The 20,073-nt window shown below is 66.6% G+C and carries 16 protein-coding genes; 3 read left to right on the top strand and 13 right to left on the bottom strand.

The features are described from left to right. Window positions 1-97: 97 nt before the first annotated feature. The 8 genes from M1L61_RS10905 to M1L61_RS10870 form a co-directional block, all read right to left on the bottom strand. Complete coding sequence (locus tag M1L61_RS10905; protein WP_005409616.1) at window positions 98-370, bottom strand: hypothetical protein; 273 nt, start codon at window positions 368-370, stop codon at window positions 98-100. Window positions 371-643: 273 nt separating this feature from the next. After that, window positions 644-2,680 carry an elongation factor G gene (gene fusA, locus M1L61_RS10900; RefSeq protein ID WP_248854729.1) on the bottom strand — a complete coding sequence of 679 codons (2,037 nt, stop codon included), beginning with the start codon at window positions 2,678-2,680 and terminating at the stop codon, window positions 644-646. 416 nt (window positions 2,681-3,096) lie between these two features. Further along, entirely contained in the window at window positions 3,097-3,846 is a 750-nt protein-coding gene (locus M1L61_RS10895) for a hypothetical protein (RefSeq protein WP_126561102.1), read from the bottom strand. 63 nt (window positions 3,847-3,909) lie between these two features. Next, window positions 3,910-4,671 carry a heme ABC transporter ATP-binding protein gene (locus M1L61_RS10890; RefSeq protein ID WP_248854728.1) on the bottom strand — a complete coding sequence of 254 codons (762 nt, stop codon included), beginning with the start codon at window positions 4,669-4,671 and terminating at the stop codon, window positions 3,910-3,912. Next, the gene (locus tag M1L61_RS10885) at window positions 4,668-5,711 is read right to left on the bottom strand and encodes an iron ABC transporter permease (RefSeq protein ID WP_019337457.1); all 1,044 of its coding nucleotides are present in this window, start codon (window positions 5,709-5,711) and stop codon (window positions 4,668-4,670) included. Before M1L61_RS10885 ends, M1L61_RS10890 begins: the two co-directional genes overlap by 4 nt. After that, the gene (locus M1L61_RS10880; RefSeq protein ID WP_248854727.1) at window positions 5,708-6,757 is read right to left on the bottom strand and encodes an ABC transporter substrate-binding protein; all 1,050 of its coding nucleotides are present in this window, start codon (window positions 6,755-6,757) and stop codon (window positions 5,708-5,710) included. The genes M1L61_RS10885 and M1L61_RS10880 overlap by 4 nt, the downstream gene beginning before the upstream one ends. 51 nt (window positions 6,758-6,808) lie before the next feature. Beyond that, the gene (locus M1L61_RS10875) at window positions 6,809-8,185 is read right to left on the bottom strand and encodes an ATP-binding protein (protein WP_248854726.1); all 1,377 of its coding nucleotides are present in this window, start codon (window positions 8,183-8,185) and stop codon (window positions 6,809-6,811) included. Between the two features lie 122 nt (window positions 8,186-8,307). Beyond that, window positions 8,308-9,336, bottom strand: a complete 1,029-nt coding sequence (locus M1L61_RS10870; protein ID WP_248854725.1) for an alpha/beta hydrolase-fold protein — start codon at window positions 9,334-9,336, stop codon at window positions 8,308-8,310. Between the two features lie 65 nt (window positions 9,337-9,401). Here M1L61_RS10870 and M1L61_RS10865 point away from each other — a divergent pair, with 65 nt between their 5' ends. Further along, window positions 9,402-10,364 (top strand): methyltransferase domain-containing protein, encoded by a 963-nt coding sequence (locus M1L61_RS10865; RefSeq protein WP_019337453.1) that lies wholly within the window; start codon window positions 9,402-9,404, stop codon window positions 10,362-10,364. Window positions 10,365-10,456: 92 nt separating this feature from the next. On the opposite strand, the gene M1L61_RS10860 is transcribed toward M1L61_RS10865, so the two are convergent. From M1L61_RS10860 to M1L61_RS10840, 5 genes are all read right to left on the bottom strand, one after another. Next, window positions 10,457-10,846 (bottom strand): DUF805 domain-containing protein, encoded by a 390-nt coding sequence (locus tag M1L61_RS10860; protein ID WP_029550756.1) that lies wholly within the window; start codon window positions 10,844-10,846, stop codon window positions 10,457-10,459. 155 nt (window positions 10,847-11,001) lie between these two features. Next, the gene (locus M1L61_RS10855) at window positions 11,002-12,279 is read right to left on the bottom strand and encodes a replication-associated recombination protein A (protein ID WP_227199431.1); all 1,278 of its coding nucleotides are present in this window, start codon (window positions 12,277-12,279) and stop codon (window positions 11,002-11,004) included. Between the two features lie 240 nt (window positions 12,280-12,519). Continuing rightward, window positions 12,520-13,158, bottom strand: coding sequence for an outer membrane lipoprotein chaperone LolA (gene lolA, locus M1L61_RS10850; protein ID WP_010485834.1), 639 nt, complete (start codon window positions 13,156-13,158; stop codon window positions 12,520-12,522). Window positions 13,159-13,269: 111 nt separating this feature from the next. After that, the gene (locus M1L61_RS10845) at window positions 13,270-15,213 is read right to left on the bottom strand and encodes a DUF3857 domain-containing protein (RefSeq protein WP_010485836.1); all 1,944 of its coding nucleotides are present in this window, start codon (window positions 15,211-15,213) and stop codon (window positions 13,270-13,272) included. 39 nt (window positions 15,214-15,252) lie between these two features. After that, the gene (locus tag M1L61_RS10840) at window positions 15,253-17,613 is read right to left on the bottom strand and encodes a DNA translocase FtsK (RefSeq protein WP_010485837.1); all 2,361 of its coding nucleotides are present in this window, start codon (window positions 17,611-17,613) and stop codon (window positions 15,253-15,255) included. A 233-nt stretch (window positions 17,614-17,846) separates the two neighbouring features. On the opposite strand from M1L61_RS10840, the gene trxB reads away from it, so the two are divergent. Together trxB and M1L61_RS10830 are read left to right on the top strand one after the other, a co-directional pair. Further along, complete coding sequence (trxB, locus tag M1L61_RS10835; protein WP_014037154.1) at window positions 17,847-18,818, top strand: thioredoxin-disulfide reductase; 972 nt, start codon at window positions 17,847-17,849, stop codon at window positions 18,816-18,818. Window positions 18,819-18,920: 102 nt separating this feature from the next. Beyond that, window positions 18,921-20,045, top strand: coding sequence for a GNAT family N-acetyltransferase (locus tag M1L61_RS10830; RefSeq protein ID WP_159360124.1), 1,125 nt, complete (start codon window positions 18,921-18,923; stop codon window positions 20,043-20,045). The last annotated feature ends 28 nt before the right edge of the window (window positions 20,046-20,073 follow it).

The following is a 20,073-nucleotide window of genomic DNA, read 5'->3' as shown; positions in this document are numbered from 1 at the left end:
CGATCATGCGCGCCTGCCATCCCGGGCGCGCCAGCGGGAACAACCTGAATCCCGCATTATCAACAAGCTCGATGACAACGGCCACCCCACCGACGGCCTATTTCAGTTGCAGGGGGTAGCGCTGCCAGAGCACGTGGACCAGGAAACCGGCCAGCTCGGTGTCGCGCGCGCTGACTGCGGCGCGGATCTTGTCCAGCAGTACCATGTCCGAGCAGGAGCGCACATCGGCGTGGTTGGCCTGCCCTGCCCGGCGCGCGCGGTAGCGCGCGGCCCGCTGCGCATCACTCATGGCGTACCCGAACTTGGGCGGACGACCGCGCTTTCGCGGCAGGGTCAGCTCCAGGGTTCCGGGGTCTTTGTCATCACGCATGAGAGGGGTGCGGGCGGCGGCGAGCAACGGGGGGTGCGCAATTTATCGTGAGGCATCACTTTAATCCAGCCTTTTCTGCAGTTTTGTTGCAATGCAATGCAAAAAATCGCATGCCGAGGGCTCCATCCACGCATGCATGGATCTACTGCGGAATCGCCGCGCCTTGTGTGGATACGGAAACCCGCCAACTCCCAGTAGATCCGCGCCATGCGTGGATGCGCGTTCCCGACCACAAAAAAAAGGGAGCCCGCGAACGGGCTCCCCTCACCTTCCTCATGCAGCGCGTACCGGCTCATAGCCGTGCAGGTGCGCCTCGCTGCTCGCCCGCCCCTGGCTGAGCGAACGCAGCGACGTGGTGTAACCCACCAGCTGCGCCAGCGGCGCAAAGCCACTGACCTCGGCGCGACCGTCCTGGTCGTCGATGCGGGCAATGCGACCATGCCGACGGTTGAGGTCGCCCACCACATCACCCACCGACGCCGACGGCGAATGCACCGTCACCGCCATCACCGGTTCCAGCAGCTGCGTGCCACCCTCGGCCAGCGCCGTCTTGATCGCCTCGGCACCCGCACGATGGAACGCCATCTCCGACGAGTCCTTGGCATGGGTCTGGCCATCGACAAGACTGACCTCGATACCGACCACCGGATGACCCTGCGGCCCTTCCGACAGTGCGGCACGCACGCCCTTTTCCACCGCCGCGATGAAGCTGCGCGGCACCACGCCACCGACGATGCGATCGTTGAACACGATCTGGTCGTCCTTACGCGGCGCCACGTCCAGCACCACGTGCGCGAACTGGCCCTGGCCGCCGGTCTGCTTGACCAGCCGCCCGACGACGCCCGTCATCGCACGCATCGGCGTCTCCTGGTAGGCAACGCGCGGCGAGCCCACGCCCACGTCCACCTTCCATTCGCTGCGCAGGCGTTCGACCATCACCTCCAGGTGCAGCTCGCCCATGCCCCAGACCAGGGTTTCCGCCGTATCGCGATCGGTTTCGACGCGGAACGACGGATCTTCCTGGGCCAGGCTGGCCAGTCCCTGCGCCATCCGGATCAGGTCAGCCGCACGCGCCGGCTCCAGCCGCCAGGCCAGCACCGGCGCCTGTGCCTGGATGTTCTCCAGGCGCAGCGGCTGCGCACGGCCGCTCAGCGTCTCGCCACTGACCGCATCCTTCCAGCCCAGTACCGCGACGATGTCACCGGCCACGGCCTGTTCGATGTCGTGGGTCTGGTCGGCCTGCACGCGAACCAGGCGGCTGACGCGCCGCCCTTGCGGATGCTGCGAACTGGCCACGGCGTCGCCCACCTTCAAGGTGCCCGAGTACAGCCGCACGAAGCTCAGCGCGCCGTGCTGCTGGTGGGTGATCTTGAACAGCAGGCCCGCCAGCGGACCGTCCGGATCCGGCGGCAGCACCACCTCGCCACCTTCGCTCTCGGCGCTCACCGCAGGGCGATCCAGCGGCGACGGCAGGTAATCGACCACGGCGTCCAGCAGCGTTTCGATGCCCTTGTCCTTGAACGCAGCACCGGCCAGCACAGGCACGCCCGCACCTGCCAGCGTCGCCCGACGGATCGCCGCACGCAGCGTCCCGGCATCGATCACGCGGCCTTCCAGCCAGGCATCGGCCAGTTGCTCGTCGTGATCAGCCACGGCTTCGACCAGCGCATCGCGCTGTGCCTGCCACTGGGCGCGCACCGCGTCGTCCCACGGGGTCATCGTGGTTGCGGCGTCATTCTGCCACTGCAGCACGCGCTCTTCGACCAGATCGACCCAGCCGTTGAAGCCGCTTTCGCTGCCCAACGGCACGCCCAGTGCCCACGGCCGCGCCCGCAGCTTGTCCTGCAGTTGCTCCAGCACGCGCTCGAACGAAGCGCCAACGCGGTCCATCTTGTTGACGAAAGCGATCAGCGGCACGCGATGGCGGCGCGCCTGGCGCCACACCGTCTCGGACTGCGGCTGCACGCCGTCCACGGCCGAGAACACGGCCACGGCACCGTCGAGCACGCGCAGTGAACGTTCGACTTCGATCGCGAAATCGATGTGACCGGGGGTGTCGATCAGGGTCAGCCGATGCGGCGGCAGGTCACGCGGTGCCCATTGCGCCTGCACGGCGGCAGCGCCGATGGTGATGCCACGCTCGCGCTCGATCGCCGAAAAGTCGGTGGTCGCATTGCCGTCGTGCACTTCGCCGACGCGGTGGATCTCGCCGCTTTTCCACAGCAGGCGTTCGGTCAGCGTGGTTTTGCCGGCATCGATGTGGGCAATGATGCCGAGGTTGCGACGGCGGGAAAGGACTTGGGTGTTCATGAGAAAGGTTCCTGCAAAGCCAACTTCGGGGGCCGCGCACCCCGGTTGGCGACAGGGTGCGCGGCTAGCGTTCGGTCTCGGCGATCTGGTGCATGGCACGTTCTCCTTGCGGTACATCGGGTTACGGGAAATGGAACTGCGGAAACGAAAAGAGCGCCCCGAAGGGCGCTCTGTCGAAGGTCCAGCGATGGCCGTCTCAACGGCCTCGTGGGGCTCCAGGCAGACACGCCCGTTCCGCGCTTGCGCGGGTCAGGGTGAAAAACTTCAGGAGCGGCATCCGGTTCATGGGGCGCATTCTAGACCTGCCAATCTGGCGCGCAAGTGAATATTGAGCACATAAATGGAACGATGAGGCCGGCAACGATAGGGGTCAGATCCCTTTGCCCCTGGCAAAGGGATCTGACCCCTGGCGGCCCTTACTTGCAGCCGTGCAGCTTGCGCGCCTCGGCCACCGTCGCAGCCCGGTCATCGCCCATCGAGATCCAGCCCTGCAGCGACATCGCCGGATCCACATGCGGCTGGCGCGCGCCACCGCGCACCACTACTTCGGTCCAGCTGCCCACCGGCGCCAGTTCGGACAAGCGTGCCGCCTGGTCGTCCTCGGTGCTGAACATATCGTCCGGGCCCGCCGGAGGCGTGGTATTCACGGTTTCCGTCTTGCGGGTCCGGACCCGAAGTGCACCGTCCGGCAACCGCTGGGTGATCACCTCGTATCGCTCAACACCATAGGCCCAGCTGTTTTCGCCAACGCTGCGGGTCTCGCCACCGTCATCGGCCACGACTACCACTTCGCCTGCCGGCCCGACAACGCCGGCGACAGCCCCCAGGCCGGACATCAGCGCCTGATAGACGATCATCTGCCGCTGCTCGGCGGTCAACGCTCCGGTCTTGAGCTTGGCGGCAGGAATCTTCAGGTAAGCCGTCTCCCTGCACAGTACCAGCACCTGCTGGTCGTCCCAGCTCACGGACATTTCCTCGTTGGCGAAGTACTGCGTCTTCATCGACGTCACAGCGGCACCGTCGCCACTGGAATGCCGGGTCTCGATCAGCGAGGCGTGCTCGGCCGCATTGGCCAGCGAAACCTGGGAGGTCGACGCTGCATTGGCAGCGCACACCGAAGCAACCATCGCGGCAAGCAGCACGCCGCGCGTAACGGTACGGATCATGGCATCAGTCCATTGAAGAAAACGAAGCAACCATGATACCCGGAGCAACCTGACGGCCTTCGCTCAGGTCACCACCACCAGCGGCACCCCACGTCGTGGATGCTCCAGCACCACCACATCCTGCTGGTACACGCGCTGAAGATTGTCTTCGGTCAGCACCTGCAATGGCGTGCCATCGGCCGCCACCCTGCCCTGTTCCAGCAGCACGATGCGATCGGCATAGCCTGCGGCCAGATTGAGGTCGTGCAGCACCACGATCACGCACGCACCGGCTTCGGCACAGGCACGCACACTGCGCAGCGTGCGCTCCTGGTGGCGCAGATCCAGCGCGGCCGTTGGCTCATCAAGCAACAACAGCGGCGTGTCCTGCGCCAGCACGCGCGCGAACGTGGTGCGAGCCGATTCGCCACCGGACAGCTGCTGCACCTCGCGCAGGCGCAGCGCCTGCAGTTCGGCTGCATCGATGGCCGCTTCCACCCGGGCATCGTCCGTGACCGGGTCCGGCGGATGCGGCAAACGCCCCATCGCCACCACTTCTTCCACGCTGAAGGCAAAGCGCACGCCGTGCTCCTGTGGCATTACCGCGCGCTCGCGCGCCAGTGGTCCGGCCTTGTAGCTGGCCAGCGGCTTGCCCAGCAGGCTCACCTCGCCCACATCAGCGCGCAGGTCACCGGCAGCCACCGCCAACAGCGTGGATTTGCCCGCGCCATTCGGTCCAACCAGGGCGGTCACCGTACCCGGCTCGAACGCCAGCGAGATGCCATGCAGGATCTCGCGCTGCTGGCGGCGCACCACCACCTCGTGCAGTTTCAGTAGCACGCTCATGGGGCCGCCTTGCGGCGCTGCTGCAGCACCAGCCAGAGGAAGAACGGTGCGCCCAGCGCGGCCGAGAACAAGCCCAGCGGAATCTCCGCGGGCGGATCGAGCGTGCGTGCGGCGGTGTCGGCCACCACGATCAGCAACGCGCCGAGCAGGCCGGACAATGGCAGCAGCCAGCGATGGCCTGGGCCAACCAGCAGGCGCGCAACGTGCGGCACCACCAGGCCCACGAAACTGATCGAACCAGCGAATGCCACCGCCGCACCCACCAGCAGCGCACTGAACGCCACCAGGCGACGCCGCGTGCGGGTGACATCCAGCCCGAGATGCTGTGCCTGGCGCTCGCCCAGCGCCAGCATGTCCAGCGGCGTGGCCAGTCGCTGCAACGCGAACACGCCAATCGCAAACAACGGTACCACCGCAGCCACGTCGGCCCAGTTGGCGCGCGCGAGCGAGCCCATCTGCCAGAACACCAGCGACTGCAGTTCGCTTTCGCTGGCGATGTAAGTGAGGAAACCAATCAGCGCCGAGCAGAACGCGGCCATCGCGATACCGACCAGCAGCAGCGTGGCGTTACCCGTGCCCTTGCCAGGCCGGGCCAACGCATACGTCAGGCCGATCGCCAGCGCACCGCCGACGAACGCGGCCACAGGCACCAGCCAGCCCGCCGCACCGGCGGCGCCCAGCACGATGGCGGCCACCGCACCCAGTGCAGCACCCTGGCTGACACCGACGATGCCGGGGTCGGCCAGCGGGTTACCGAACAGGCCCTGCAGGCTGGCACCGGCCATCGCCAGAGACGCGCCCACCATCGCCCCCAGCAGGGCACGCGGAATGCGCAGTTGCCAGACCACCGCCAGATCACGGCTGCTGACCGCCTGCGGATCCAGCAGGCCCAGCTTCACCGCCAATGCCTGCATCACCTCCAGCGGCGGCAGCCGCAGCGGGCCCACAGCGAACGAGGCCAGCACCGCACCCAGCAGTGCCAGCAACGCCACCAGCAACATTGTCCGCCCGCGACGGCGGCGCCGATCCGCCGGACTCATGCCTTGGGCAACGCCGCCAGGGCCTTGGCCAGCGCCAGTGCGCCAGCACCGGAACCGACACTGGTGTACTTCAGCTGCACATCCGGCATCACCCAGACCCGATTGGCCTGCCCGGCCGGGGTCTGCTTCAACGTCGGGTACGCCTTCCACAGGCCCTCGGCACCACCGAACAGCTCCAGGTCATGCTCGGTCACCAGGATCACCTCCGGTGCCGCGGCAACCACGCCTTCATTGCTCAGCTGCGAGTAGTTCTTCACCCCGGCCTCGGTGCCGATGTTGACGCCGCCAGCCAGTGCGATCAGCTGCGCCGATGCGCTGTCGGCACCGGCAACAGTCGGCGAGCCACCGGCACCAGTTGCCGACACGTGGATCACTCGTGGCGCATGGCCCAGGCCCTTGCCAATCGCTGCAGCCTCGTCGAGCTGGCGCTGCACCTGCGTGGCAAGCGCCTGCCCTGCCTCGGCCAGCCCTAGTGCGGCGGCGACCTTGCGCACCTTGTCCGGGGCCGGCTGCAGGTCATCGATGACCACGGCCGGCTCGCCCACTTCGCGCAGCTTCCTGGCCAGCTCGGTGTGGCGGCGCAGGCTGTTGCCGAGGAACAGCGAGCCCTGCAGGCTCAGCACGCCCTCCACGCCGGTAGTGCGGTTGAACAGGAACTGATGCGGTGCGGCCAGGCCGGCCTGGGTGGTGGTGTTGGTCGGCGCGGCAAATACCTGCTTGCCCAGACCCAGCGCCTCGATCACCGCGATGACATCGTCACCACCGGCAATGATCCGGCTGGTGTCGGCCACTTCGACGTCGGCACCATCATCGGAATGCACCTTGGCCGGCAGCACGGCCTTCTGGTCGTGCACGGCCGGCATTTCGGCACCGGCCACGCGCTGCCAACCTGCCGGCAGCGCGGTTTCCGCAGCCGCCGCCGTTGCCGCGGGCGGCTCGGCAGGCGTCTTGCCATCAGGCGGCGTCGACGCACCGCCACAGGCGGCCAGCGCCAGCGAAACAGCCAACGGAAGCGCACACAGGCGCAGACGGGACGCGATGTTCATGCTCGTTCTCCTTGCTGGTGAGGCGACGCACACGCCGCCCCACCGTGTGACTTACTGCTTCGGGGTGATGCGGGTGATGCGGTCACCCTTCGGGTCTTCGGCGCCGCGCGACTTGTTCACCGCGAACACGTTGCCCTTGCCATCGGCGCGCACATGGTTCGGCAGCGTGCCACCATCGAGGTTGGCGACCACCTTGCCGTCACCATTCACCACGGTGACCGTGCCAGCGCCACGGTTGCTGACATAGGCCAGGCCGGAGGCATCATCGAAGGCGACGTTCAGCGCGCCGGCGCCGACCGGCACGTCATGCAGCACCTTGCCGGCAGCCACGTCGACGATCAGCAGGTTGTCGGTGCCCTGCGAGGCCACGTACAGGCGGTTGCGTGCCGCGTCGAAGGCCACGCCCGAGGCACTGATCGAATTGCCCAGGTCGATGACCTTGTCGACCTTGCCGCTGGCCACATCGATCACTGCCGCTTCCGGGGTGCCGATGCTGACGGTGAACAGCTTGCCAGCCTTTTCGTCCAGCACCAGGCTCATCGGGGTGAACTTGCCGTCATCCACGCCGGATTCCAGCGTCACCTGCGCCAGTTCCTTGAAGGTCCTGGCATCGAACACCGACAGGTGGTCCTCACCGGTGGCCGAAGCGAACACCTTGCCGCGGGTGCCGTCGACCACTACGTCGCGCGCGTGCGGCACGGTGTCGACCGGGAACTGGTGGACCAGCGACAGGTCCTTCTGGCGGTAGACCGCGATCGAGTTCTGGCGGGTATTGGTCACCCACACATTGCCGTTGGTGTCATCCACGCCCACACCGTAGACCGCATAGACCGCGCCATTGGTGCTGCCCGGCACCTGCGCCGGGGTGATCGCCTTGGTTACCTTCAGGGTCTTCGGGTCCAGCTTCAGCAGCTGCGACTGGGTCACCGGCGGGCGGCCCACGGCCGAGGTGACGAACACCGCGTTGCTGGCGGCGCTGTAGGCGGACTGGTACAGGCCCGGCACCAGCTTGTTGGACTGGGTGGCGAACTGCGCCTGGCCGGACAGCGGCAGCTGCGGCGAGACGCGCAGCTTCAGCACGGTGGCTGCAGCCGGCTGGCTGGCGCGCACCACCACCGGGTGAGTGCCCGGCACCGCGTCGGTCGGAATGCTCAGCTGGGTCTTGAAGTTGCCATCGGCGTCGACCACCACCGGCTGCGTGTTGAGCACGCTGTCGCCACGCAGCAGGCTGACTTTCTGGCCCGGCACGAAGCCGCGGCCGACCACGTCGGCGGTGCTGCCGGGAACCACGTTCTCACCGCGCGAGACGACCTCACCCTTGAAGGTGGCGTTGGCCGGCTGATCGAACACCGGCTGCGCGTTGGCGGTCACCGCGAGCAAAAGGCCGGCGGCGAGAGAGGTGAGACGGAAAGACGGACGGAACGACATGGAAGGCTCCTTGCACACGTAGGCCGCGCCACGTGGCGCGGGATTCATCGGTTGCCTGGGCCGCTGCACATCGGCAGCCTCGCCTGGGTAGTGGGGTCGCACGGCATCGCGTGCGAAGGGATTCACTCGGCGGCGTTGTCACCGCCCGTGGGGACACCGTCACCGGCGCTGCGGTCGGTCACGCCGTACAACTCATGCAGCGCGGCATGGAACGACGCGGGCAGCATCGGGCCATGGCCGAGGCCGTCGAACTCGCGGTACTGCACGCTCAGGCCCGGCACCTTGGCCAACCGTTCGGACAACTGCATCGCCGCATCCGGGGTGGCGCCACCGATGCGGCGCAGGTGCGCGACCACGCGCGGATTGTTCATGTCGCGCTTGCCACGATCACCGACCCGCTCGGCGCCGCCCAGCATCAGCCAGAGCTTTGCCGACTGGCCATGCACGTTCTGCACGAACTGCTGTTCCGGATCACCCAGCGCCGCGCCCTGGCTCCACCACAGCGACGGGCTGGCCGCCAGGTAGGACTGGAAGGCGGCGGGACGGGTGTACAGCGCATTGAGCACGAACAGGCCGCCCAGCGAGTGACCCCACAGCGCTTGCTGCTGCGTATCAATGCGTGCGCGACGCTCGACTTCCGGCTTGATGCGGCGCTCGATCACATCCAGGAAGGCCGCGGCACCACCACCGACCGCCTGGGTTGTACCGCTCTCGTCGTCGGCACGGTCGATCCACGCGGTGTAGTCGCGGGTGCGCGCCTTGGAATCGATCCGAAGGTCGTTGTCGTAGCCGATCAGCACCAGCACCGGTGGTGCTTTGCGCGTGGCCAGTTCGGCCAGCAGCGGCTGGTCCAGGACCATGGCGACGGCGTTCCCGTCCAGCGCGTACAACACTGGGGAGGGTGTCTTGCCGGCCTTGGCCGGGATTGCCAGGTTCACCCGCCAACGGCGCTGCCGGTCCGGGCTGTCCACCACGAAATGCTCGAAGCGGTAGCTGGCCGCCGGCTCGTCGAGCACGGTGTGGCCGATCTTCTGCAGCGGATTGCGCTGCTGTGCATAGGCATACGGGGTGGCCAGGAGCAGACCCATCATCAAGGCGGCCAGGCCGCGGGCCAGCAGACCACGGCGCGAAGGCGGGACGAAATGCTTCATCAGCGGCAGCAGAAGCGGCCCAGGGCCGCCGGTTCACAAGGGACCGCAGTCTACCTTAAACGCGAATGATTATCACATCGATCGAACGTCACGCTGTGTATCACGCGCGCGATGAAGGCCTTCAGGCTGGATTCGTGCAGCGGGCATGCGGCAAGCTACGCAACATCAACACAAACAGGGACTGTCACAGCGTGTACGCCATTTGCCGTAACCTTGCCCGAAAAGCGCTCGACACCATTCGCCCGCACGTCTTTGCCGTGAGCGTCCCGAGCGCCGAAAGGCCCGCCTGCAACATCTGTGGCTTCCGTTTGCGGGCGTCTCGGGAGGTCATCGCCGAGCGGGAGGCGCGTAGCTGCATCGGCTGCGGATCCACGCTCCGGTTCCGAGCCCTCATGGCGGCACTGCAGACCGAAATGGACGAGGGGCGGGAGGTCCGCGTGCTTGAACGCATCCCCGGTTGCAAACAGCTCAAGGGAATCGGAATGACCGACGCGCACATCTATGCCGTGGCCCTGCGGCGGAAGTTCGACTACATCAATACCTACTTCCACACCCAGCCGATGCTGGACATCCGGCACCCGGCAGAGCAATACCTGGGGAAACATGACTTCGTTGTCAGCTCCGATGTCCTGGAACACGTGGACGGACCGTGCGAACGCACGCTCGGGAACCTGCGGGCGCTGCTGAAGCCGGGCGGACTTCTTGCACTCACCGTTCCCTATGGATATCACGACGTCACGATCGAGCACTTTCCCGAACTCAACGACTACCGGATCGAGGGCACGGGCCCGGACCGGATCCTTGTCAACATCACCAAGGATGGCAGGGAGCAGCGATTCTCTGACCTGTCCTTCCACGGCGGTGACGGCTCCACGCTGGAACTGAGGATCTTTTCATACCCGCACTTGGTGCGATTGCTGGAGGAAGCAGGCTTCGTCGATGTCAAGCTGCACGACAGCCAGTACCCACAATGGGGCATCATCCACAACAGCCCGTTGGGCCTGCCCATAACGGCGCGCGCGGCGTAGCGCCGGCAGCGGCCCGGAAACAATGAAGCCGGCGTTACGCCGACTCCATTCACCTGTGCTGTAGCGTCGGGCCGTGTGCGACTCACGCAGTGTCAGGGCCCGGACGGAACCGGACCATAGACATTCTCCTGCGGCGTGCCCGGCAGCAGCGAGAAGATCATGATCACGATTCCACCGCCCGGCACCAGCGCCAGCAGGAACAGCCAGCCCGACTGGTTGCAGTCATGCAGGCGGCGCACGGTCACCGCGATCAGCGGCACGATCGTCGCCAGCCACATCACGCAGAGCAGCACCACCATCCCGATCAGGATGCCGGCCAGCGCATCGGGACTGTTGCGCAGGAGGATCGCCAGCACGCCGGCCAGCAGCATCACTGCCGTCGCCACCAGGAACAGGAACAGCTGGTACATCCAATACTCGCGGCGGTTGGCGCGGCCCTCGAACTGGGCATAGCGCTTCAACGGCAGAATCATTTCCTGCACGGCATCGATCCTTGAAAAGAGAAGCCGCGCAGTGTGCCAAATGAACGCGCGCAGGACAATGCAGCGCCGAGCCATGCTCGGCTGCTGTTCCAAGAGGTACCTGTAAGCCCATGCAAGAGCGAAGTCGAGCATGGCTCGACTCTACAGAAGCCGGGTCAGCGGCCCTTCGCGGCCCGCGCCGCTTCGCGCTCGGCGCGCAGCCGATCCAACTTTTCCTTCAGCTTGATCTCCAGGCCACGCGGTACCGGGTTGTAGTACACGCGCTCGCCCATCGCATCCGGGAAACCGGTCTGGTCCAGCGCGATGCCGCCTTCGGCGTCATGGTCGTACTGGTACTCGGCGCCGTAGCCGAGTTCCTTCATCAGCTTGGTCGGCGCGTTGCGCAGGTGCAACGGCACTTCTTCGGTGCCGCTTTCGCGCACGTCGGCCTTGGCCTGGTTGAACGCGGCGTAGCCCGCATTCGACTTGGCGGTGCTGGCCAGGTACAGCACCAGCTGGGCGAAGGCGAGTTCGCCTTCCGGGCTGCCCAACCTTTCGTAGATGTCCCAGGCTTCCAACGCCATGCTCTGCGCGCGCGGATCGGCCAGGCCGATGTCCTCGATGGCCATGCGGGTCAGCCGACGCGCCAGGTATGACGGATCGCAGCCTCCATCGAGCATGCGGGTCAGCCAGTACAGCGCGGCATCCGGGTTGGAGCTGCGCACGGATTTGTGCAGCGCCGAGATCTGGTCGTAGAACTGCTCGCCGCCCTTGTCGAAGCGGCGGGTACGATCGGCCAGAACCTGGGTCAGGGTCTGCGGCGTGATGCGGCCACCCTCCCCGCCCGCCAGCTCGGCGGCAATTTCCAGCAACGTCAGCGCACGGCGCACATCACCATCGGCAGCGGTAGCGATTTCCAGCAGCAGCTCAGGCGCGACCTCGATGCCCTCTTCGCCCAGGCCCCGCTCGCGGTCACCCAGTGCACGTTCCAGCGCCTCGACGATATCGGTTGGCGAGACCGCTTCCAGCACATGCACGCGGCAACGCGACAGCAGCGCCGAGTTCAGTTCGAACGACGGATTCTCGGTGGTGGCGCCGACGAACAGGATGGTGCCGCGTTCAATGTGCGGCAGGAACGCATCCTGCTGCGCCTTGTTGAAGCGATGCACCTCATCCACGAACAGCACGGTGCGACGGCCTTCGGCGAAGCGCTGCGCGGCCTCGGCCAGCACCTGGCGCACTTCCGGCAACCCGGAAAGCACCGCGGAGATGGCACGGAATTCAGCGTCGGAGTACTCGGCCAGCAGCAGCGCCAGCGTGGTCTTGCCGCAGCCCGGCGGCCCCCACAGGATCATCGAATGCACGCGCCCGGATTCGACGGCGCGACGCAGCGCACTGTCCGGCGCCAGCAGGCGTTTCTGCCCGACCATTTCGTCCAGGGTGCGCGGGCGCATGCGCTCGGCCAGCGGGCGCAGGTGATCCCGATCAACGCTCAGCAGATCGGGGCCGGGGAAGGAAGTGGAGCGATGTCTTGGCACGCGGCTATTGTACCGCGCCGGGTGACCACGATTCCGGTAGTGCCGGCCGCTGGCCGGCAGTTCAAGAGCGTGTCAACCAAGATTGACACCCACCAAGGCGGTACCGGTTGATACCCACCAGAGCAGGTAGCGCCGGGCCATGCCCGGCGGCCGCCCTCAGTTACCGATGACGTCGGTGCCCTTCGGCGGGGTGAAGCTGAAGGTGCCGGCGGCGAAGCCCGGGTTGCGCTTCCAGCCGCTGAAGCTGATCACGGTGCGCTGGCCGACCGCGTCGGTGATTTCCATCCTGACCAGGCCCTGGGCGTTGAAACCCAGCGCGGCGTACTGGAAGCTGGCTTCGGTCTCCCGCTTCGGCGACAGTGACAGCCACTGCAGGCCGTCACGCTGCGCGGCCTCTTCGCTGACGTCGTACTGCTGCTCCAGCAGCGCCGGGTTGATCAGCGCGGTCAGCGGGCTGTTCTGCTCTTCCTTGCCCTGCTCGCGCACGGTGGCCTGCTCCAGGTCCGGCTCGTACATCCAGACCTTCTTGCCGTCGGCCACGATCAGCTGTTCGTGCGGGCGCACGTACTCCCAGCGGAACAGGCGCGGCGCCGACAGGGCCACGCGGCCGCTGGTCGATTCCTTCACCTTGCCACGACTGTCAAACACCTGCTGGCTGAACTGGCCATCCAAGCCCTTTAGGCCGCTGGTGAAGGTCTTCAGGTCATCGCGGGCGCCAGCCCAGGCGCTGCCGGCGGCGGCGCAGGCTACGGCCAGGGTGGTGGTGGCAAGAAAACGGCGGAAGCGGAAGTTCATGCGGGAATCCTGTGGGCGCGGGCGCCAGGAAAGGTGGTTGCCAGTGTGCCCGGGGAAAGATGAATGGGCGATCAGGGCGACATTATGCCGCCCTGAACGTCCATCGGCGATTCAGCCGCCGGATGCCGGCAGCTTGCCGTACAGCACCTGGCCACGGAAGCCGCGCCGCACTTCGCGATACAGCGCGCGGAACGCCGGATAATCCCGCGGCTGGCACAATGCCTCCGGGCCGCGCACCGCATTCTGCTGCAACCGGTGGTGCACGATCACCTCCTGCCCTTCGCGGCTCCAGTCCACGCGGTACTCGCCGGCGGCGTTGGCGAATCGCTGGCTGGCCGGGATGGCGATGATCGGCGCGCTGGCCGGGAACTGCAGGCGGTAGGTCTCCTCGCGCAGGCTGGCATTGCAGTAGAACGGCGTCTCGTTGGCCGGCGCCGAGGCAGTGGCGTACAAGCCACGCACCGACTCGCCACCCGGCGGATCCGGCACGGCCATGCCGCCGGCCACGCTGAAGTCGGCGTAATCCTCGGCCTGGAACGCCATGCGGTAGCCGAACGGCCGGGTCAGGTCGACCGGCACACCCTGGATCTGCAGCTGCCCTCGCCCGTCGAAACCGGAGGCGGCCATGATCTGCTCTTCAGCGCGCGCACGGTTCTGCGCGTTGAGCTGGGAGAACTGGGCGCGCATGCCGATCTCGGCGTTCTCGCCCAGCTTCGGGATCGTCTCGCCGCGCAGGTTGCCGTTGGCGTCGAAGGTGAAACGCACTTCCATCGAGGTGGCGTTGCGCTCCGGCGTGTTGGCCGGGGTGCGTGCCAGCGTGGCGTCGCGTGTGCGCATCACCGGCGCACCCAGGTCACCCTCCGGCAGCTGGCCGAAGCGCGCCCACGCGGTGGTCGAATCGAGGTACAGATCGAATTCGGGGATGTAGGTGATGGCGTGGTTGAAGCGGCCCAGCACCGGAATCTTCGGCAGCGTCGGGCCGCCGCCCGCACCGATCAGCACCGGCGAGCTGGCGATGCCCTTGGCCGCCAGCAGCGCCTCGAGGATCGTCACGTGATCCTTGCAGTCGCCGTAGTGGTTGTCGAGGATGCTCTGCGCGCTGTTCGGTTCCAGGCCACCATTGCCCAGGTACACCGCCACATAGCGGATGTTCTGCGCCACCCAGCGGTACAGCGCATCAGCCTGATCGCGACGGTCGCTGATGCCCGTCGTGATTTCGTCTGCCAGCGCCTGCAGTTCCGGCGTGACCTGCGCCGCCGGGCCAGCCTTGAGCTGGTAGGCGCGCCCCATCTGCGACCAGTCACGATACGTGCTGGCCATGATGTTCGGACCGAACTCCCAGCCCGCCGCCGACCAGTTCTGTGCCGGCATGGCTTCGCGACGCTGGTAGCGCCAGCGCCATTGCGCTTGGCCATTCTTCACTGTCGGGCGATCGCTGCCCTGCACGCCACGGCTGTCGACGAACATCGGCAGGTTGGCCGGCGCACTCAGGGTGACCTCAGCGTCCTCGTACTCGGTAAAGACGTTGAAGGTTTCCCACAGGCCAAAGTAGCCCGGGAAGTACGGCGTGACCTGGGTGCGGCGCACCTGGTAGTACAGGCGCGTGCCCGGGGCCAGGTTCGGGAATACGATCACCCGCACCTTGCGGTCGGCATACATTGCCGCCGAGGCGCTGGAGTAGCTCTCCTGGGTGTAGATGCGGTCGGCCGGCACGTCGCGGCGCTGGCCGTCGGCGGTGATGGTGTAGGCGCCGAGTACTTCCAGCGTCTCCATCTTCTCGCTGTAGCTCAGCCGCACCTGGCTGAACTGCTCGACGGACGCCTTGGTCTTGAGCAGGACTTCGTAGGTTTCGGTCTGCACATTGCCCGCATCCGGCCGCACCTGGTAGTCGGCGCGGTAACGGACAATGCTGAAATTATTGCTGGCTTCGGTATCGCCGCTGGTGGAAGGCGGCGCCGTGGCGGGCGCGGAGGTGGCGGTGTCTGCCAGTGCCGGGCCGGCAGCCAGGAAGGCTGCCAGCGCCAGTGCCAGCGCGCTTGGTACGGGGTGAAGCATGCGTCGGTTCCTTGGACGTCGTGGGGGATACGTCGGGTCTTACTTCGGCGGCGGCGGAGCCAGCACCGTGCGGTCGCCGTTGTGCTCGGGCGAACTGACCACGCCGGCCGCTTCCATGGCCTCGATCAGTCGCGCTGCACGGTTGTAGCCGATCTTCAGCCGGCGCTGCACGCCGGAGATCGAGGCGCGGCGGGTCTCGGTGACCACCCGCAGGGCCTCGTCATACAACGGGTCGGACTCGTCGCCGGACGAACTGTTCTCCGGCAGTCCGGTGGCGCCGACGACCACGCCGTCGCCCATTGTCTGCACTTCGTCCAGCACGCCGTCGACATAGTCGGCCGGGCCCATCGCCTTGAGGTGCTCGACCACGCGATGCACTTCATCGTCGGACACGAACGCACCATGCACGCGCTCGGGCAGCGCGGTGCCCGGCGGCAGGTACAGCATGTCGCCGTGGCCGAGCAGGGTTTCCGCGCCGGACTGGTCGAGGATGGTGCGCGAGTCGATCTTGGAGCTGACCTGGAAGGCGATGCGCGTCGGGATGTTGGCCTTGATCAGGCCGGTGATCACGTCCACCGACGGGCGCTGCGTGGCCAGGATCAGGTGGATGCCGGCCGCACGCGCCTTCTGTGCCAGGCGCGCGATCAGCTCTTCCACCTTCTTGCCGACGATCATCATCATGTCGGCGAATTCGTCGATGAAGATGACGATGAACGGCAGCGTCTCCAGCGGGCGCGGCGCCTCGCCCAGCTCGGGGTTCGGCTTGAACAGCGGGTCCATCAGCGGCTGGCCGGCGTCCTGGGCTTCCTTCACCTTCTTGTTGAAGCCGGCCAGGTTGCGCACGCCGACCGCGCTCATCAGCTTGTAGCGGCGCTCCATCTCGGCCACGCACCAGCGCAGGCCGTTGGCGGCCTCCTTCATGTCGGTGACCACCGGCGCCAGCAGGTGCGGAATGCCCTGGTAGACGCTCAGTTCGAGCATCTTCGGGTCGATCATCAGCATCCGCAGGTCTTTCGGCGAGGCCTTGAACAGCAGGCTCAGCACCATCGCGTTGACCGCCACCGACTTGCCCGAACCGGTGGTACCGGCCACCAGCAGGTGCGGCATGCGCGCCAGGTCTGCCACAGTCGAGCGGCCAGCGATGTCCTTGCCCAGCGCCAGGGTCAGCACGCTGGCCGACTTGTCGTATTCCTTGGAACGCAGCAGTTCGGAGAGGTAGATCATCTCGCGGGTGACGTTCGGAATTTCCAGGCCGATCACCGACTTGCCCGGAATCACGTCCACCACGCGCACCGACTTCACCGACAGGCCACGCGCGATGTCCTTGTCGAGCGAACTGATCTGGCTGACCTTGATGCCCGGCGCGGGCTCGATCTCGAAGCGGGTGATGACCGGGCCGGGGTTGGCGCCGACCACCTGGGCGTCGATGCGGAAGTCCTTCAGCTTGAACTCGATCTGCCGCGACAGCGCGTCCAGGGTTTCCTTGTCGTAGCCCACCGGCTGCGGCTTGGGGTCGTCCAGCAGGGCCAGCGGCGGCAGGTCCGAGCCGTCGCCGTTGACGCCACGGAACATCGGAATCTGCGTGTCGCGCTTGGCCCGATCACTCTTCTCGATCACCGGTTCCGGGCGCGGCTCGATCTTCACCGGCTCGCGCTTGGCACGCACCTCGGCGTCGGCCTTGCGCACTTCCTGTCGCTCCTCGCGCATCACCCGCGTCTGCTGCCACTCGGTGACTTCTTCCTTCTTGCGCGCCAGCAGCGGCGCCAGCGACATCACCCCGCGGCCGATCTTCTCCATCACCGTGAACCAGGACAGCCCGGTGGCCAGCGTGATCGAAGCCAACAGCAGTACCAGCACGAACAGATTCGCGCCCAGCGCCCCGAAGCCCACCGTAAGCGAGTTGCCCACCAGTTTGCCGAGGATGCCGCCGGCACTGGAGACATCGCCACTGAACAGGCGCACGTGCAGGAAGCCGGTCCCGGCGATCAGGAAGCCGACCAGGCCGACCAGGCGCAGCGCCGGGTCCAGGTCGTTCTCGCCCTTGCTCTCGCGCTTGAGGCCGAACATGGCGATCCACGCCAGCGCGCCCAGCACCACCGGCAGCAGGAAGGCGATGTAGCCGAACAGCTGCAGCAGCACGTCGGCGATCCAGGCGCCGGCGCGACCGCCGAGGTTGTGCACCGGCGCGACCACGCTGCCGGTATGCGACCAGCCCGGGTCCGTCGCTGAATAGGTGAAAAGACTGGCCGCCAGGTACAGCAAGGCCGGCGCGATGGCGATCAGGCCAAGATCGCGCCAGAGGCGTTGGCGGCGTGGATTGTCGGTCGTCGCCGCCGCAGCCGTGCGACGTGACGCCTTGCTGTCGTCGGACTTGGAGCGTTCGGGGACCTGCTTCGCCACCTTAGACCATACCTTTGGAATGCGCTGTTAGTGATTGATAATAAATGAGACGGCGTCAGTTTTCAGTTATGCGACATCCGACAGGGCGTTCAGAGCGCCGGAACCATCGCCGGATGACGGCGTTCTGTTCATCGGCTTGAATCGCCCTGCCCCAGCCGCCACTCTATGACCAGCCTTGGATGCTGCGCAAACATCGCCAGCACCTTGTCCCATCTACCTTTTCGCGAGTTTACATGAGCACCAGCCTGCCCTCCCGCCACCAGCGCCTCGTCATCCTCGGTTCCGGCCCGGCCGGTTGGACCGCCGCCGTCTACGCCGCCCGCGCCAACCTGAAGCCGGTCGTCATCACCGGCCTGCAGCAGGGCGGCCAGCTGATGACCACCACCGAGGTGGACAACTGGCCGGGTGATGCCCACGGCCTGATGGGCCCGGACCTGATGGCGCGCATGCAGGCCCATGCCGAGCGCTTCGAGACCGAGGTCATCTTCGACCACATCCACACCGCCGACGTGTCGCAGCGCCCGTTCAAGCTGATCGGCGACAGCCACGAGTACACCTGCGATGCGCTGATCATCGCCACCGGCGCCACCGCCAAGTACCTGGGCATCCCGACCGAGGACGAGTTCAAGGGCCGCGGCGTGTCCGCCTGCGCCACCTGTGACGGCTTCTTCTACCGCGACCAGGACGTGGTCGTGGTCGGCGGCGGCAACACCGCCGTGGAAGAGGCCCTGTACCTGTCCAACATCGCCCGCAAGGTCTACCTGGTCCACCGCCGCGACACCCTGAAGGCGGAAAAGATCATGCAGGACAAGCTGTTCAAGAAGGTGGCCGAAGGCAAGATCGAGACCGTCTGGCACCACCAGGTGGAAGAAGTGCTGGGCAACGACGCCGGCGTGACCGGTGTGCGCGTGAAGTCCACCCTGGACGGCAGCACCCGCGACATCGATGCCCACGGCTTTTTCGTGGCCATCGGCCATCACCCGAACACCACCCTGTTCGACGGCCAGCTGGCGATGAACAACGGCTACCTGGAGATCCGCTCGGGCCTGGGTGGCAATGCAACGCAGACGTCGGTGGAAGGCGTGTTCGCCGCCGGCGACGTGGCCGACCAGCACTACCGCCAGGCGATCACCTCGGCCGGCTTCGGCTGCATGGCCGCACTGGATGCCGAGCGCTACCTGGACGCCCAGGGCAAGGCCAGCTGAGAGGCTGACCCGCTCCTGTAGGGTCGAGCCAGGCCCGACTCCGGATGATAGGCCGACGCCAGTGCGTCGGCCTTTCTGTTTCATCTGCCCTATCCTTCCCCCATGTCTTCCCCCCGCTTCCTCGACTCCCTGCAGTCCATTGCCGCGACCGACTGGGATGCCCTGCACGACGGCCGCAACCCCTTCGTCAGCCACGCCTTCCTTTCCGGACTTGAACAGCACGGTTGCCTGCGCGAGGACTGGGGCTGGCAGCCCCGGCACTTCACGCTGTGGGAGGGCGGCACGCTGGTCGGCGCCATTCCGGGTTACCTGAAGACCAATTCGCACGGCGAGTTCGTGTTCGACCATGCCTGGGCCAACGCGTATGCCCGCCACGGCCGCGACTACTATCCGAAGTGGCTGGGCGCGGTGCCGTACTCGCCGGTCACCGGCCCGCGGTTGCTGGCCCGTCACGATTCAGGGCGCATCGCGCTGCTGTCGGCATTGCGCGAGGCGCTGCCCGCGCTGCACGTATCCTCGGCCCATATCAACTTCCACACCGCCAGCGATGAGGCTCTGTTCGATGACGACTGGCTGCTGCGCGAGGACGTGCAGTTCCAATGGCAGAATCCGGGTGACTGGGCGACGTTTGACCAGTTCCTCGCTGCGATGGACCACAAGCATCGCAAGAACATCCGCCAGGAACGGGCCAAAGTCACCCGCCAGGGAATCACCTTCCGCGTGGTACATGGCGACGAGGCCGGCCGCGCCGACCTGCAGGCGATGTACCGCTTCTATCTGCAGACGTTCCTCGAGTATGGCAACGCCCCGGCCCTGACCGAGGCCTTCCTGCGCCATCTGGCCATTTCACTGGGCCGCGGGCTGGTGATGTTTCTGGCCGAACAGGACGGCGAGCCGATTGCCGGCGCGCTGTGCCTGCGCGGTGGCGATACGCTGTACGGCCGCTACTGGGGCGGCGCCACCCTGCCCGGCCTGCACTTCGAGGCCTGTTATTACCAGGGCATCGAATACTGCCTGCGCGAAGGGCTGAGCCGTTTCGAACCCGGCGCACAGGGCGAGCACAAGCTGGCACGCGGCTTCCTGCCGACGCTGGTGCGCAGCCGACACTGGGTGGCCGATCCGGATTTCGCAGAGGCACTGCAGGACTGGTGCCGACAGGAGCGGCAGAGTGTGCGGCGGTACCAGCAGGAGTTGCAGGGGCATGGGCCGTTCCGCGCAGAGCCGTAGCGTCGAGCTTGCTCGACTTGCGCGGTGC

It is taken from the genome of Stenotrophomonas sp. NY11291 (assembly GCF_023277365.1).
Taxonomy (GTDB): Bacteria; Pseudomonadota; Gammaproteobacteria; order Xanthomonadales; family Xanthomonadaceae; genus Stenotrophomonas; species Stenotrophomonas geniculata.
This window is presented reverse-complemented; position numbering and strand designations above follow the sequence as displayed.